The sequence below is a fragment of the Bacillus sp. SIMBA_154 genome, from assembly GCF_046536015.1.
In the GTDB taxonomy this organism is placed as follows: Bacteria; Bacillota; Bacilli; order Bacillales; family Bacillaceae; genus Bacillus; species Bacillus pumilus_P.
Map to the genome: position 1 here is coordinate 57,260 of NZ_JAWJBV010000009.1, position 15,114 is coordinate 72,373.

A 15,114-nucleotide genomic window follows, 5' to 3' on the forward strand; every position below is an offset into this window, starting at 1 on the left:
TTCATAAAGAAAGCAGGTATGGACATGACAAGGCTATCAACAATACAGCTTCAGATGATGGAACAGGCCATCTTTCTTCCAATGGTCATCTCCATCCTCAATCGTGATTTGACACACTTAAAAGAACATCAAACATTTAAACTAAATGAACCATATATTCGGCTTGTCACCTCTGCATTACAGGAAGCTCAAAAAGCACTTTATCAGCTGAAGCAGCATTTACGTAAAGAAAAAATGAAGGTACAGCAAATTGAACACGATGAAGGGTTTACGACGTATTTATTTATCATGAATGGCTATGAAGAAAAGCATAAATACTTTAATCCGCGTATACGACATCGTGTAGAGGAACTGCTTACTCATTATTTTCTCCATCAAGAAAATTAAAAATGGTTATATTTTACAAAAATAAAGGGGCCCTTCGATTTTTGCCGAATTGATCGATGGCTGGGTGCTTGCTTTAAATGGCGTGTGGTACCCAACGATGCCTGCAACCCTCTACTATTAAAAGAATAAAGCCTGCCGCGGCGGCAGGCTCATTCTTATTTATGATAATTCAAGCTGTTCTCTCAGCTCTGTTCTGACTTCTTCCAACCCTGCTCCATCTAACTCAAAGTAATACACATTCCCAGGCTGATAATCATGTCCCTTTAACTGAATGGTCTCCACTGATTTCAATGAGCTTAGTAACGGGAAAAGTCCGATAAACTGCTTCATGGACAAATTGGTTGAGACGTTATCACCGAGTGTATCAATGATGTTGTCATATGACGGGATCGAAGAAATGGATTTAGATTTTTCAAAGATGGCTTGAAGTGCTTCCATTTGGCGCTTTCCACGCATGAGGTCACTATCTGCCTTTCTCGTTCTCACAAAGGCTAATGCTTCTTCGCCATTCAGTGTATGTGTGCCTGTTTGCACATGAACTTTCCCCTTTGAATCCTTTTCCATTTGTTTGGCGATGCCTTCATCTTCAATCGTTACTTCAATTCCATTTAGCTCGTCTACAATGTCTTGAAACGCCTTAAAGTTTCCTGAAATCACATAGTCTACCGGAATATTCAACACGTTTTCTACCGTTTTGACTGACAAATCTGCACTCCCAAACGCATGGGCGTGGGCGATTTTATCATATCCTCTTCCCGGAATATCTACATAAGAATCACGAGGAATACTGAGGAGCTTGATGGTTTTCTCTGTTCGGTTCACCGCCGCCAGTAAGACCGCATCACTTCTTGCTTCATCTACCGTTTCACCTGGACGACTGTCAATTCCAAGCAGCAGCACCGAAAAGCTATCCTTCCCTGGATCAAAAGCTTTCACACGCTTTTGCGAGGTGTCTCCTCTTTCTAACGAGACTTGCGCCTTATTCGACGCTTTTGAAATTTTATAATATGCGTATCCTGTCACAGATACCGCCATCAACATGACAAATGCCATGATAAACAGCACGACTTTCACCCAAGGTCTCAGCCTTCTTTTTGATCTTGTTTTCTCCTTCATCCTTTCCGAACCCTCACTCTATCTTAGTCTATCAATGTAGGTTCCACTATAACATATTTTACTGAAAGTTTCCTGCACGCAACATATTTTTATGAATCCACAATTAAAAAAGCCGCTCAAGACGAGCAGCTTTTCATCCATTATTTTTGTTCAATTCCTTGCTTCACTTCATCAATCATGGCAGTCAATGATTCAAGGCCGCCGCCAGATAAATACCACATATCTGAGTTCAAATACACCACATGATTGTTTTTGATCGCTTTAACTGATTTCACATAATCATTTTCAACAAGCTGTTTCGCAGACGTTTCCTCTCCGATCGCTGCGCCTCGATCAACGACAAATAAGAAATCTGGATTCGTTTTGACCATGTACTCATACGAAATGCTTTGGCCGTGTTTATCAGATGGCTCAAGCTTTCGATCTGCCGGTGTGATACCAAACACATCATGGATGAGACCATATCTTGATTTAGATCCAAAGGCAGTCATTTTGCTGTCGTTCGCCATGATCACCAACCCATTTTGTTTCAACTCTTTTGCTTGTTTCTTTAATGCATCCACTTTTTGATCAATGGCTGCAAGTTCTTTTTTGACTTCATCTTCCTTATCAAAAATCTTCCCTAACGTCGTGGCATTCTTTTTAAATGATTCCATATAGTTGGCAGTGTCTACATCCATCAAAATCGTAGGAGCAATTTTAGTAAATTCGTCGAATGCATCTGCTTGACGGTGCTGAATAATGATCAAATCCGGCTTGAGCTCTGCAATTTTTTCAAAGTTCGGCTCTTTTAAGCCGCCGACATTCTCATATTTGCCACCTTCATATTTGGATAAATATGTTGGCACGACTTGTTTTGGTAAAGCTGTCACATTCACACCTAGTTTGTCCAGCGTATCAAGACTTCCCATATCAAACACAACGACTTTTTTCGGGTTTTTCTTGATTTTCACGCCATCTTTATTCAACATGTCTTTTACCGTCACGGTTTCCTCATTTGTTCCTTCTGTTTTCCCTTGGTTACCGCAGGCAGCGAGTACAACAATCGCTGTTAATACAGTCATCATCCATATCCATTTTTTCATGCTTGATCACCTCTTCATTTTTTTAAGAAAAATATAAGCAAATACGCTCACCACGAATGACTTCAATCGGTATGCGCATGTCATAAATTTGTTCAAGTGCATCTGTTTGAATCACTTCATCTACTCCGCCTTCTTGGATCACCTGTCCATCTTTTAAGGCGACGATATGATCAGAATACACAGATGCAAAGTTAATATCATGGAGAACCACAACAATCGTTTTCCCGAGATCATGGACGAGCTGCTTAAACAGCTTCATCATCTCAACAGAATGATTCATGTCCAAATTGTTTAAAGGCTCATCTAGGAAAATATAATCCGTATCCTGAGCCAGTACCATCGCAATAAAGGCTCTTTGCCTTTGTCCGCCGCTTAGTTCATCTAAGTATTGATGCTGAATATCGACGAGCCTCATGTATTGAAGAGACACATCGATCATCTTCTCATCCTCTTTTGTCAGATGGCCTTGTGAGTAAGGAAAACGGCCAAAGCTGACAAGCTCCCGTACGGTCAGGCGCACACTCATGTGATTGGACTGCTTTAAAATACTCATCTTTTTCGCAAGCTCCTGCGGAGGATACGCACTATATGGTTTGTCTTCTAAATAAGCTGCACCTGTGTCTGGCTGAATCAGGCGGCTCATGATGGACAAAAGCGTGCTCTTGCCCGCACCATTTGGACCAATGAGAGAGGTCAGCTGTCCTTTTTTCACACTGACAGTTGTTTTGTGAAGCACTGTTTTTCCGTTATATGTCTTACTGACTCCCTTCATCACGACCATGAACGACTCTCCTTTAAAAGTAAGTAAATAAAATACAATCCACCGACTAAATCAATCAAGACACTCAGCGGCGTTTGAAAAGTAAATACCTTTTCTACAAGAAACTCCCCGCCTACAAGGGCAGTGACACTGATGAAAAAAGAGCCTAATAGCAAGTACGTATGCCGGTATGTACGAAATAGCTCTCTTGCCACATTCACGACGAGTAAGCCAAGAAACGTAATAGGTCCGACAAGAGCCGTTGCGATAGACACAAGGACGGCAATCACGATCAGCATCTTTTTTGTGATGCCGTCATAGTCAATCCCTAGATTCACAGCATGTTCCTTTCCTAGGGACATCACATCTAATTTGGAGCGGAATGTCCAAATATAAAGACATAACGCTACAAATAAAACAGAGGCAATGAGTAGGATATCCGTATTCATGTGGTTAAAGCTTGCAAAGGATTTATCCTGTACGACCTGGTATTCATTCGGATCAATGAGCATTTCCATAAAGGAAGAAAGACTTTTGAACAATGTACCAAATACAATACCAACAAGTAGAAGTAAGAAAATGTGCTTGTTTTTTCGTTTGAACATCACCGTATAGAGCAGCACGGAAAAAAGAATCATCAGCCCAACACAAAGGAAAAAATTCAGATTTTTATTGACGATCATCAAATTGGTCGATCCAAAAAGATAAATAATCGCTGTTTGTAAAAACAAGTAAAGTGCGTCTAAGCCTAAAATGCTTGGCGTTAAGATTCGATTGTTGGTCAACGTTTGAAACACAACAGATGAAAAGGCAATAGCGCCTCCCGTCAATGTCATCGCAAGCACTTTCTTTAAACGGCTCGGGACTGTGTACTGCCAGTATCCCATTTGAAAGGTGATGAAGATCACGACCAGCACGGCTGCAATGGCTGCAATGAGAAATAATATACGTTTCTTATGCATAGCGTTTCCTCCTTAATAGCATGTACAGGAAGATCGCACTTCCGATGATGCCTACCATGAGCCCAACTGAAATTTCATATGGATAAATGATCACCCTTCCGAGCACATCACAAATCAGAACAAAAATGGCACCTAGTAAGGCTGTATGCGGGAGGCTTTTTTTCAAGTGATCGCCTCGATAGATCGATACAATATTAGGAATGATTAAGCCGAGAAATGGCAGCATTCCGACTGTTAAAATGGTGACAGACGTAATCATCGAAACGATCACCAAACCAACCGCCATCACACGTTTATACGTTAAACCTAAGTTGACAGCAAAGCTCTCGCCCATACCAGCCACTGTAAAGCGGTCAGCATATAAATACGCGATGATCAAAAATGGAACACTCACATAGAGCAGTTCATAACGCCCCTGAACAATAAGAGAAAAATCCCCTTGAAGCCATGCAGATACGTTTTGGATCAGATCATATTTATAGGCGATAAACGTAGATATTGCACTGACGATCCCGCCAAACATTAATCCGACTAACGGTACATAGATCGTATCGTTCACCTTAATATGGCGAAGGATTTTTAAGAATAGGAGATTGCCAGCTAGAGTAAATAAAAATGCGATGCCCATTTTCGTGAGCGGGCTCGCATGTGTAAAAACGAGCATCGCTGCTAAAATACCAAGCTTGGCCCAATCCATTGTTCCTGCTGTGGTTGGTGAAACAAATTTATTCCTTGTCATGCTTTGCATAATAAAGCCGCATAAACTAAGGCTCATGCCAGCAAGCACAATACTCATCAGCCGTGGGATGCGACTTGACAATAAGGTATGCATTTGTCCATCTGTTAAATGAAACAGCTGTAAAATAGACAGATCCTGTACACCGACAAACAGTGATGCACATGCCAAACACACAAATAACAAACTTAATTGATACAACTTCATACAGGTTTCTCACTTTCTATCAAGCTCTCTCCGCTATAAATGATTATCATTATCAATTAAGCAGCAATTCATATATTATCACATCTAGTGAAATATTCAATACCGTAATGAGAAAGGACCGAAGCTCATAAAAAAAACAGCCTACGGTATCAGCTGCTTTTTCCCCAATTATTGAATGTTCACTTGAAATTGTCCCTTCAGTTCCTCTTCTGCTTCTTGAAATAACTGCCGCAAGCTCTCTGCATAATGGCCAAGAGCGTCTTTACTTGTTTGAAAATTCACCCATGTAAGCTCTACAGGAAGATTCACTTCTCCTGTTAAACAGTCCCAAAGGGCATCAAGGTTTTTCCCGTAGTAGTCAGGAAGGTGCAAAACTGTTTTTAGTTGGTCATGAAGCTCCTCTTGCGACCTGCATATCGCACCGTCCAGCCGCACTTTTTTCATATTCATCTTCCCCCCTCTTGCCTTTATTTTAAACGAATTGATCAAAAAAGAGAAAGATGGACATTTCACTTTTGTTTCCGTCTGAAACCTGAGATAAACAGTATGAGACAGGCGGCCAAAACGACCAAGAAAAAGAGGGTTAACACCGTCTGAGTACCGTACATATCAGCAAAGAGACCGACAAAAACACTCGGAATGCCAAGACCTAAGTAAGCAAACAAGTAATATCCTGCAACCGCTCTAGCCGCCTCCTTCTTCCCTCGCTCGACAATCAGCTGAAGACCACCTAAGTAAGTAAATCCATAGCAAGCAGTGCCCGCAAGCATGGTCCCGGCAAGTACAAGGAAGATGGACCCGCCATTTGCGCCGAACAGCAGCAGGCCATATCCGCACGGAAGACAGATAAAACCCACCCGGAGCGCTGCGCTGCTGTTCATCTTACGAACAAAGGGCTGCATGAGGACACCTGCTATATTAATAAAAAACAGCGCCGGCCCTACCCATAATTCATATCCATTTAATTTCAGCTGTGCTGGCAAAATAGAAATCACAAGCCCACACACTGACCATGCGATGGCAATCGCCAAGTTCGCCGGCATCGTCCCTTTTGGAAACCTTGGCATATTCATCATCGGTTTACTCGCATTTCCTTGTATAGGCGGCACAAAAAAGAATACACCAACAATCGTCAGCATCAAAAAGACCAAAACAATCCAATAGCTAAGCGGTGTGAGCGACACACTTTGAAAAGAAAGAAGCGCTGTAAAAAGAGCACCTCCCCCAAATCCAACCGAACTACATAATGCAATAAAAGTTGGTATCCAGCCTGATTTCTCTGGATATAAAGCAATCAAATAGGCCGTGCATGTTCCAACACTTAGACCAAGACCCACTCCTTGCAGCATCCGGGCAGCAAAGAGCATCTGTATGGAAGGATGCACGACCATCAAAAGGGTGGCACATAATGAAAAGCAAAGCGCGACCAATAAAATGGGTTTGCGTCCAGCCCGGTCAGAAATGCCGCCGAGAAAAAGCAATACTGGAATAAGTCCGAATACATACGCAGCAAACACAAGTGCTGTTGCCGCCTTTCCATACCCCGCTTGATCTGCATACGCCGTATAAAGAGGCACTTGCAGATTCACAGCGGTCGTAATCATGAAAAGACCAAATAAAACGAAAATAAACGGGATCATGGATCGTTGTGCCGTTTCTTCTTTTGATGCAGGAATCATTTGACTCTCTCCTCTATGTAAATAACATCTGACAACAGTTTACACACCATTTGGCTTTCTTCCTACATCCAAAAATAACTCTATTGACCAGTCCATAATTCCGTGTCATCATCATATGATGACGTGACAAAGAGAGAAGGTGCCTCATGTATATTCATTTAGACCGCTCAAGCTCTACCCCGCTATGGCAGCAAATCGTGACTGGTATCATTCAAAAAATTCATTCACAAAGACTGAATCCTAACGATCAGTTAACGCCGACACGCGTGTTAGCACAGGAGCTAAACGTATCAAGATCAACCGTACAGCTTGCCTATGATGAACTGCTGGCAAGAGGCTATGTCAGCACATCTAGAAGAGGCGGGACAAAGGTTATCTCAAGTGACCAATACGCCGCTTCCACTCCCCATCAAAGTGAGCCGCCCTTTGCACTTCCCGTTAGGCCTCATTTTGACGAGGCTGAAAAACAAATGGAGCACTGGCTCTCGGCCAATCAATTTCATGAGAAGCTCGATATCGACTTTCGCCATCAAGAGCCAGCCATCGACGAACATTTTCAAAACATATGGAAACGCTCGCTTATGAAAGCATTACAGCGCTTAGACTTGAAGGATTGGGGCTATTCTTCCCCGCACGGATTATGGGAAGTACGCTCAGAAATACGCCAATATTTATCTGTTGAACGCGGAATCGATGTAGAAGAAGATCAAATGGTGTTAACAGGGGGCACGCAGCAAGCCATTGACTTGATTTCACAAGTCCTGCTCAAAAAAGGCGATACGGTCGCTGTTGAAGATCCAGGTTTTCCTGGGGCAAGGCTTTCGTTTTTACATCGTGAAATGAACATTCACCCCGCACCAGTAGATGAAGAAGGAATGATTGTGAACGCACTGCCCGGACGAACCAAGCTGATCGCAGTGACGCCTTCCCATCAGCGTCCAACAGGTGTATGTATGAGTGTAAACAGAAGACAGCAGCTGATACAGTTTGCTGTCAGCCACCAGTCTTATATATTAGAGGATGATTTTGATGGGGATTATCGTTATCATGGCGGGCCGCTTCCTTCCTTATTTTCAGAAGCACCCGATCATGTGTTATACATCTTAAGCTTTTCAAAGGTGCTGGCACCCGGCATACGCCTTGCTGCAATCATCGGCTCCAAAGCTGTCATCAAAGAAATCGCTGCGCTGCAATCACTCATCCAAAGACAGCTGCCGATCATGGAACAAATTACACTTGCTTCATTCTTCAGAGAAGGAGAATTCACGCGATATGTCAGGCGAATGAGACAGCTTTATAAAAAAAGGCAGGCGGCTATGATGGAAGCCCTTTTGATACATCAATTTGACAAACACTTCCACTTATATGGAACCGATACTGGCCTTCATGTCTTTTTAGAAGGAGCGCCACACTTTGATGAAAAAGGCAGTATTGCGGCTGCTAAATACGCTGGTGTCGGAATTTATCCATTAAGCCCCTATTGTTATCAAAGCAATAGAAAGGGATTGCTGCTTGGTTTCGCCTGTACAGATGAAGAAATGATTCAAGAGGGCGTGCGCCGTTTAAAGCAAACACTTCACATCTAAAAAAGCCTGGAAGTGAACTTCCAAGCTTCAGCGTGTAGACAAACCCTCGCATTCGTTGTCAGGTCTGCGCGCCGGTGCTCACGAATGTCAAATTCGCTCCGCTCCGGTGCTCGTCCTTCCTAGACTTCAAAGGTTTTCTATCACGCTGAAAAGAAGACAAAGGGCTAAAATAAAAATCATTTTAGCCCTTTGCCAACAATCCGAAAGCCTGGAAGTGAACTTCCAATCTTTTTTCATGATTGCTGTATGTGACCTACTTCTTCAATAAATGCAGCTATCTGTTGCAAACCATCTTGTAAATGATGGGTAGCGGAAATAAACAGCTTTTCGTGATCAGGATGCTTCAACAGCTGCTCCACCTTATCGATCCCTTTTTCAAATGAAGCAAGGCCTGTCTTTAATTGTTTGTCAGCCTGTTTGTACGCAGCTGGAACTTCTTGATGAGCAAGTCCTTTTTGAATCACACGATCAAATGCTTTCGTCGCTTTTGCCAATTTTCCATTTGCTTGAATCTTTCCATGTCCATCTGAAATGAATTGGTCTGTCATGTTTTCATATGCTTCATTTAACTCATCCATATAACGCTGAACCCATTGTTCATACGCAGCTTCTTTTGTGTCTTGTTTTGAAGGCGACTGACCTGCTTCATGGCAGGCTGCTAGTAATGTCACTGTCACGGTGAATAGCAGCATCAAATGCAATCGTTTTTTCATACAGAGCCTCCATTTCTAATTCCCATTCGTTCATATCGGTCAACTATGAGTATCCTTTACCTCATACGAACACTTTTAAGAAATGATTTCTTTTATTGTAACAGACGGCTCGTGTCACTTCTGTGATTTATGAGCAAATGGATGAAAAGACGTCGAATGATCCACATTTCCCTGTCATTTCATTGACATCCTGCCGATACAGTCAATAGACGACTAGAGAGATATATTTGGTTTCAGTGTATGTCATTTTCATGATTTTTTCTAAAAAAAAAGACCCCTTTCGGCGTCTTTTCGCTTTGCATTAAATCCACACATCATTTTCTGCTGTCAGCTTAGAAGAGGCATCCCCTGTATTGACAACTCCCCGCGGTTCAACCAGCATGACATGACATTCTTCTTTGGCGTATGGTTTGTGTTCTTTTCCTTTTGGGATCACGAACATTTCTCCTGCATGCAGTTCGACCTTGCCATCTCTAAACTCAATTCCCATCTGGCCATCAATGACGAGAAACACTTCGTCCGTATCATCATGCTGATGCCAAACGAATTCCCCTTGTATTTTCACTAGCTTAAATTGCACATCATTCATCTCTGCGATGACCTTCGGTGACCAGTGCTCAGTAAATGTTGTGAGTTTGTCTTTTAGATGAATTGATTTCAATCTGTGATCCCCCTTTGATTTAAACTGCTTTTAAACCCGCTCCGCATAGTGGCATCACAATCAGTTCTTGTGCCGCTTTTTCATGCTTCAAATAGCCAGCATAATTGGCAGCTGTTGTCGGTTCAACGTAAAACCCTTTTGCCGCAAGTGCTGTGTGCGCCGCTTTGATTTCTTTCTCGTTTGCTGTCACGATATATCCATTTGTCTGCTTGATGGCGTGAAGGATTTGTGTTGCACGTTCAGGTGCTGCAATCGCAATGCCCTCAGCGATCGTTCCTTTATTTTGAACCGTTACTTTCTCAAGACACTGCTCATGAAAAGCTTGTGCAAGTGGAGCACAGTTTTCTGCTTGAACCGCGACGATTTTTGGCAAAACCTCTATGAGACCTTCCGCTAACAGTTCACAGAAACCTTGGTACACACCTAATAAGAGTGTACCATTACCGGCAGGAATGATCAGGGTATCCGGCACGCCTCTAAGCTGTTCCCATATTTCGTAAGCGTACGTTTTTGTTCCCTCATAAAAGTACGGATTAAATACATGACTAGCATAAAACGTACCTTCTTGCTGAACTGCGAGCTGCGCTGCCTTTGCCACATCCTCGCGGGTTCCATCTACCATACGAATATTCGCTTCATGTGCCTTTATTTGAGCGATTTTTTTCGGTGAAGTGCCTGCCCCTAGGAAAATATCACATTCCACCTGAGCACGCTTCGCATAGGCGGCAATAGATGTTCCTGCGTTTCCGCTGCTATCAGCAATGACCTTTTTGACGCCCCACTCTTTCGCCTTTGCGATCAGGACAGCTGCTCCTCGATCTTTAAAAGAAAGCGTAGGCATCATGTAATCGACTTTCACAAATGTATGCGGATCTTCTTGGGATAACGGCACAAGCGGCGTATATCCTTCTCCCATTGTGATCTCTTTCCACACACTGTTTTCAGAATGAAAAGGCAGTGCGCCCGCATACCTCCACATCCCAGGCCATTCACTTCGAATATGTTCCTTTGAAAATGCTGGCCTCTCCCAGTCTACATTCAATAAACCGCCACACGGACATCTCCAAATATCAGGTGTACTTGGATAGACTGCGTGACATGAAGCACAAACATAGGTTTCTTTTAACATAGCCAGCCCCCTACTGAATTCAAAGCTTTACGATGTTTCCTCTGATTCTTTTATTTTCTTCAATTCGTCTAAATAGCTGTAAACTGTCACCTTTGATATACCTAAACGCTCCGCTACTTTATCCACAGAGCCTTTCATGAGGAAAATACCTTTCTCATCCATAAAACGTATGAGTTCAATTTTTTCTTGACGTTTTTTTAATGATCCTTTTTGATGAGAAATAATTTGTTCGATGAGGCGATCCGCAATTTCATCTACACTTTGCAGTGAATCCTTGTCTTCATTACGCTGCGTTGCCGGCACCTTTTTTGATAAGCCAGGGACGAGCTCTTCAATCAATTCTTTCACATGACTGACTGCACTCATGTCGTAATTGATACACAGCGCACCAATCACCTGCTCCTTGTCATCACGGAGCAGCGTTGTAGACGCTTTGATGGTTCTTCCATCCTCTGTTTTTATTTCATAGCCGGCTAAATAATCTTCGCCAAATTCATCCGACAAGAGGACCTGTTTCACTAGATGATCAAAGGACTGTCCGATCTCTCTCCCTGTTACATGATTGTTGATCGTAAAAATGACAGACGATTGCGGCTGGGTCAGATCATGAATGACCACTTCACAAGAAGGGCCAAACATATGCGCAATCGTTTTAGCGATTGGTATGTAGCGATTGAATTGATATTTCACTTCTGACATTTCTTTCACTCCATTGTTCTATCAGTTGATTTATTGAAGTTTTCCTTTGCAAGCAACCACAAGCTCTTCTACCACTTCACCATCTTGAATGAGGTATGCTTTTTCATGAAGATTGACCACAGGGCAAATGTGATTCGGAATAATTTGTACCTTCTCACCGATCTCTACACTTTGGCGGAAGTCTTCATGATAGATGATGGCATGCTCGTCAAATACACTTGAAACAAATACATCATCATATTCTTTCACTTTGCCTAATCCTTTTGTTTTGGTCAGCCCTTTTGTACGAGTTTGAGCCGTCAGCCCTTTTGCTCCAACATCTGTAATGACCCGGGACTTTGTCGGTTTACTGATCACCGTCGTCAGCACGGTTGCCGCACAATGTGAAAATGTGCCGAGCACATTGGACTGGGAAGCATCCATCAAGATATACGTGCCTGGTCTGATTTCGGTTACTCCCTTTGGAATATCAAATTGAAATAAGAATGGAGGTGTTGACCCAATGCTCACTACCTCTAGCACCATGCCTGCTTCTTCTGCTACCTGTGCAAACTGAAGCGTTCGATTCACAGCATCTTCGTATAATGCCTGACAATGTGCTTTACTTTCCGCCTTGTATGTATGTCCGTCATGAGAGAAAATTCCCTTTAAATGAACGAATTCACATGTCTGAATGGCTTGTAAGATTTGACGGAAATCACTCTCTTCAATGACACCAGACCTTTCTTCTCCAACCTCTATCTCAATTAAAACCTGAGCTTTTTTCTCTGCTTTGCGAAAGACATCTTCAATTTGATGAACATGCTCTACACAATCAATACCGAAGGAGATATGTATTGACTCTGCCAGCTTTCGAATTCGCTTTAGTTTTGTCTCGCCTACAATTTGATTTGCGATAAAAATATCTGTCAGCCCATGAGATGCCATCACTTCAGCTTCTCCTACTTTCGCCACGGTCATGCCAGATGCGCCCATCTCCTCCTGCACTTTGGCAAGCCTAGGCGTTTTATGCGTTTTCGTGTGAGGACGCAGTTTTACTTGCTGACCATCAGCATATTGCTGCATAACGGCTATATTCTCCATCATCACCCGTTTATCAATTAATAGCGCCGGCGTATCCAGTTCATCATAAGTCATCATCATATCCCCTTTCACTGCCATTAGATATATATAAAATTTTATACGATACAGTTAAATTATATAATTTTTTATACGAATATCAATTGTTTTTTCTACAAGGAAGAAATGACGATGTGCTAAGCTCGCGAAGGTTGAGGAGTCCAGCGGCTTTCTGCCGCTGGTTTTTGGTTAATATCTGTTACGAAGTTCTCTTAAAATAAAATCGTATACAAGATTGAGCTGCTGTTCCTTTGGATACAGCATAAATTCTTGTTTTTTAGGAAGACCTCCATCAAGACGATCTTGAAATTTCGTTCGGAGATACGCTGTCCGGTGTACCTGACTCTCAAATGATTTATATGAGACATCTAATTTGACCGTTTGCTCATTTGTAAACGTGACCATCGTGTCCCCGAGGGATGATTCTTGGAAGGTATGAATATATTTGTGGGAGATCCAGCCGCACTGAGGACGATTGGATGAATAGGTTGGGAAGAAATACAGATGATTGGATGAGTCAATCACGATCGGAGGCTTGTGAGAAATACCTGTTACTTCGTATGTTCCCGCCTTTCTGCCTGCATAGCTTGAGCCGAAGAATCTGCAGCTGCGCTCAATGATTTGCAGCGGCTTTAATTCGACGTAAAAGCTTGTCTCTCTTTCTATGACTTTTGAATATACTCTTTTTCCTTCTTCAATTGGAAGGACCGCCATCGTTGTTTGATTAATGACGTATGAATCTAAAGGTGTTTTTCTAATTCCTGACACTTCATTTCCTCCTGTGTTAATTTTTGGTTATTTTAGATACTATTAATCTATCACCAACGTATAAGAAACGACAGGATTTTTTCAAAATTTATTTAAAATCATCTTTTTATCATATTTTTTAGTACATTCGATCTATCTAAAAGTCATTTTTAAAGGTATATCATATCCTGTCGATTGGACAAGAGGTGTCGATTTTGCTCAAAAATAAATTGTCTAAAAATTATAAATTCTTGTTGATTTTTTCTCTGCCAATCCATATACTATAAAAAAGGCATCGGGGGGATTCTTTATGAAAGAGAAAAAAACGTACGCTGAGCTCATGAAGTCCCGCAACACCCAAAAAACCGAAGAAAACGGCGTCACTATTTTAGACATCTATATTCAAATGGTTTTAGATGAGGCGCTTTATAAACAGCGCTTAACCTTCCTTAGAGAAGAGATTGATAAGGCACTGGATCAGCGAGATGAAAAGCGATTCAATGACCTTTCAGCTCAATATGCAGAACACTGCTTACATTAATCATGATGATTTTACTTGCGGCAGAGAGACAGCAACTCGTCTCTTTACCGCAAGTTTTTTGTTTACCCATTTAAAATGGTTCCGCCATTCACATGCAGGATTTGTCCATTCATGTAAGACGAGTCTTCACTCGCTAAAAATAAATAACTTGGCGCAAGCTCTACTGGCTCACCAGGCCGTTCCATTGGGACATCTCCACCAAATTCAGAGACTTCCTTTTCCGTAAAAGTTGATGGAATCAGCGGCGTCCAAATAGGCCCCGGAGCGACCCCATTCACTCGAATCCCTTGTTTAATGAGCGATAAGGATAATGATCTAGTAAATGTCACAACCGCCCCTTTCGTCGATGAATAATCGATTAAGGTTTCATGCCCTTTATAGGCTGTGACGGAGGTTGTATTAATGATACTGCTTCCTTTCTTTAAATGAGGGAGCACAGCCTTTGTTAAATAAAACAAGGCAAAAATATTCGTTTGAAATGTCCGAAGAAGCTGATGCGAGGTAATCTGTTCAATGCTTTTTTGCGGATGCTGTTCTGCTGCATTGTTTACCAAAATATCAATGGAACCGAAAGCATCTTTTGTTTTTTTAACGACCTCATTTGAAAAAGCCTCATCCCCTAAGTCACCTGCAATTAAGATGACGCGGCCTCCCGCCTTTTCAATATAGTCCTTCGTTTCCTCTGCATCACGATGTTCACTCAAGTAAACAATGGCTACATTGGCTCCTTCCTTTGCAAATAAAACAGAGACTGCTCTTCCGATCCCGCTATCTCCACCTGTCACAATGGCCGTTTTCCCCGCTAGCTTTTTATTCTGCACCTCTCGATCAAAAATAGGTCTAGGGTTCATTTTATATTCAAGACCCGGACGTTCATTCTGATGCTGAGGCGGCAATGTTTTCTTCGGCTGCTTTGTTGACACGTCAGTCCACTCCTTCCTTTTATCTTGTTTATTTTTATGTGTTGGCTATTTTTTTATGTATGTC

The 15,114-nt window shown here is 42.2% G+C and carries 17 protein-coding genes; 3 read left to right on the forward strand and 14 right to left on the reverse strand.

The annotated features are described in order from the left end of the window. The first annotated feature begins 24 nt into the window (after nt 1–24). Nucleotides 25–387, forward strand: a complete 363-nt coding sequence (locus R0K30_RS13380) for a YhjD family protein (protein ID WP_410611183.1) — start codon at nt 25–27, stop codon at nt 385–387. A gap of 159 nt (nt 388–546) precedes the next feature. Here the strand turns inward: R0K30_RS13380 and R0K30_RS13385 are convergent, their stop codons facing one another. The 7 genes from R0K30_RS13385 to R0K30_RS13415 all read right to left on the reverse strand — a co-directional run bounded on the left by R0K30_RS13385 (nt 547) and on the right by R0K30_RS13415 (nt 6,932). Next, on the reverse strand, nt 547–1,503 hold the full coding sequence (locus R0K30_RS13385) for an LCP family protein (protein WP_230030945.1): 957 nt from the start codon (nt 1,501–1,503) through the stop codon (nt 547–549). A gap of 140 nt (nt 1,504–1,643) precedes the next feature. Further along, nucleotides 1,644–2,588, reverse strand: a complete 945-nt coding sequence (locus R0K30_RS13390) for a siderophore ABC transporter substrate-binding protein (protein WP_099728129.1) — start codon at nt 2,586–2,588, stop codon at nt 1,644–1,646. Nucleotides 2,589–2,610: 22 nt separating this feature from the next. After that, nucleotides 2,611–3,369, reverse strand: coding sequence for an iron ABC transporter ATP-binding protein (locus R0K30_RS13395; RefSeq protein WP_099728128.1), 759 nt, complete (start codon nt 3,367–3,369; stop codon nt 2,611–2,613). Further along, entirely contained in the window at nt 3,360–4,310 is a 951-nt protein-coding gene (locus tag R0K30_RS13400; protein WP_099728127.1) for an iron chelate uptake ABC transporter family permease subunit, read from the reverse strand. The genes R0K30_RS13395 and R0K30_RS13400 overlap by 10 nt, the downstream gene beginning before the upstream one ends. Next, nucleotides 4,303–5,253 (reverse strand): ABC transporter permease, encoded by a 951-nt coding sequence (locus R0K30_RS13405; protein ID WP_410611186.1) that lies wholly within the window; start codon nt 5,251–5,253, stop codon nt 4,303–4,305. Before R0K30_RS13405 ends, R0K30_RS13400 begins: the two co-directional genes overlap by 8 nt. Before the next feature lie 168 nt (nt 5,254–5,421). Continuing rightward, the gene (locus tag R0K30_RS13410; protein ID WP_099728168.1) at nt 5,422–5,697 is read right to left on the reverse strand and encodes a barstar family protein; all 276 of its coding nucleotides are present in this window, start codon (nt 5,695–5,697) and stop codon (nt 5,422–5,424) included. A 65-nt stretch (nt 5,698–5,762) separates the two neighbouring features. Continuing rightward, nucleotides 5,763–6,932 (reverse strand): MFS transporter, encoded by a 1,170-nt coding sequence (locus R0K30_RS13415; protein ID WP_367308133.1) that lies wholly within the window; start codon nt 6,930–6,932, stop codon nt 5,763–5,765. Between the two features lie 146 nt (nt 6,933–7,078). On the opposite strand from R0K30_RS13415, the gene pdxR reads away from it, so the two are divergent. Continuing rightward, a complete protein-coding gene (gene pdxR / locus R0K30_RS13420) occupies nt 7,079–8,518 on the forward strand; it encodes a MocR-like pyridoxine biosynthesis transcription factor PdxR (protein ID WP_410611189.1) in 1,440 nt (479 codons plus the stop codon). 233 nt (nt 8,519–8,751) lie between these two features. On the opposite strand, the gene R0K30_RS13425 is transcribed toward pdxR, so the two are convergent. The 6 genes from R0K30_RS13425 to R0K30_RS13450 all read right to left on the reverse strand — a co-directional run bounded on the left by R0K30_RS13425 (nt 8,752) and on the right by R0K30_RS13450 (nt 13,607). Then, nucleotides 8,752–9,231: a hypothetical protein gene (locus R0K30_RS13425; protein ID WP_099728124.1), complete on the reverse strand. Its 480-nt coding sequence runs from the start codon at nt 9,229–9,231 to the stop codon at nt 8,752–8,754. A gap of 301 nt (nt 9,232–9,532) precedes the next feature. Beyond that, nucleotides 9,533–9,892 carry a cupin domain-containing protein gene (locus tag R0K30_RS13430; protein WP_230030949.1) on the reverse strand — a complete coding sequence of 120 codons (360 nt, stop codon included), beginning with the start codon at nt 9,890–9,892 and terminating at the stop codon, nt 9,533–9,535. 19 nt (nt 9,893–9,911) lie between these two features. Beyond that, on the reverse strand, nt 9,912–11,021 hold the full coding sequence (locus tag R0K30_RS13435; RefSeq protein WP_099728123.1) for a threonine synthase: 1,110 nt from the start codon (nt 11,019–11,021) through the stop codon (nt 9,912–9,914). 27 nt (nt 11,022–11,048) lie between these two features. Further along, nucleotides 11,049–11,720 carry a helix-turn-helix transcriptional regulator gene (locus R0K30_RS13440; RefSeq protein ID WP_249705419.1) on the reverse strand — a complete coding sequence of 224 codons (672 nt, stop codon included), beginning with the start codon at nt 11,718–11,720 and terminating at the stop codon, nt 11,049–11,051. A 30-nt stretch (nt 11,721–11,750) separates the two neighbouring features. Further along, entirely contained in the window at nt 11,751–12,857 is a 1,107-nt protein-coding gene (locus tag R0K30_RS13445) for an alanine racemase (protein WP_410611193.1), read from the reverse strand. Between the two features lie 171 nt (nt 12,858–13,028). After that, entirely contained in the window at nt 13,029–13,607 is a 579-nt protein-coding gene (locus tag R0K30_RS13450; protein WP_410611195.1) for a competence protein ComK, read from the reverse strand. A gap of 289 nt (nt 13,608–13,896) precedes the next feature. Here R0K30_RS13450 and R0K30_RS13455 point away from each other — a divergent pair, with 289 nt between their 5' ends. Continuing rightward, the gene (locus tag R0K30_RS13455) at nt 13,897–14,127 is read left to right on the forward strand and encodes an IDEAL domain-containing protein (protein WP_003210924.1); all 231 of its coding nucleotides are present in this window, start codon (nt 13,897–13,899) and stop codon (nt 14,125–14,127) included. Nucleotides 14,128–14,189: 62 nt separating this feature from the next. Here R0K30_RS13455 and R0K30_RS13460 read toward each other — a convergent pair whose 3' ends face one another. After that, a complete protein-coding gene (locus tag R0K30_RS13460) occupies nt 14,190–15,050 on the reverse strand; it encodes an SDR family oxidoreductase (RefSeq protein ID WP_099728166.1) in 861 nt (286 codons plus the stop codon). Nucleotides 15,051–15,114: the final 64 nt, after the last annotated feature.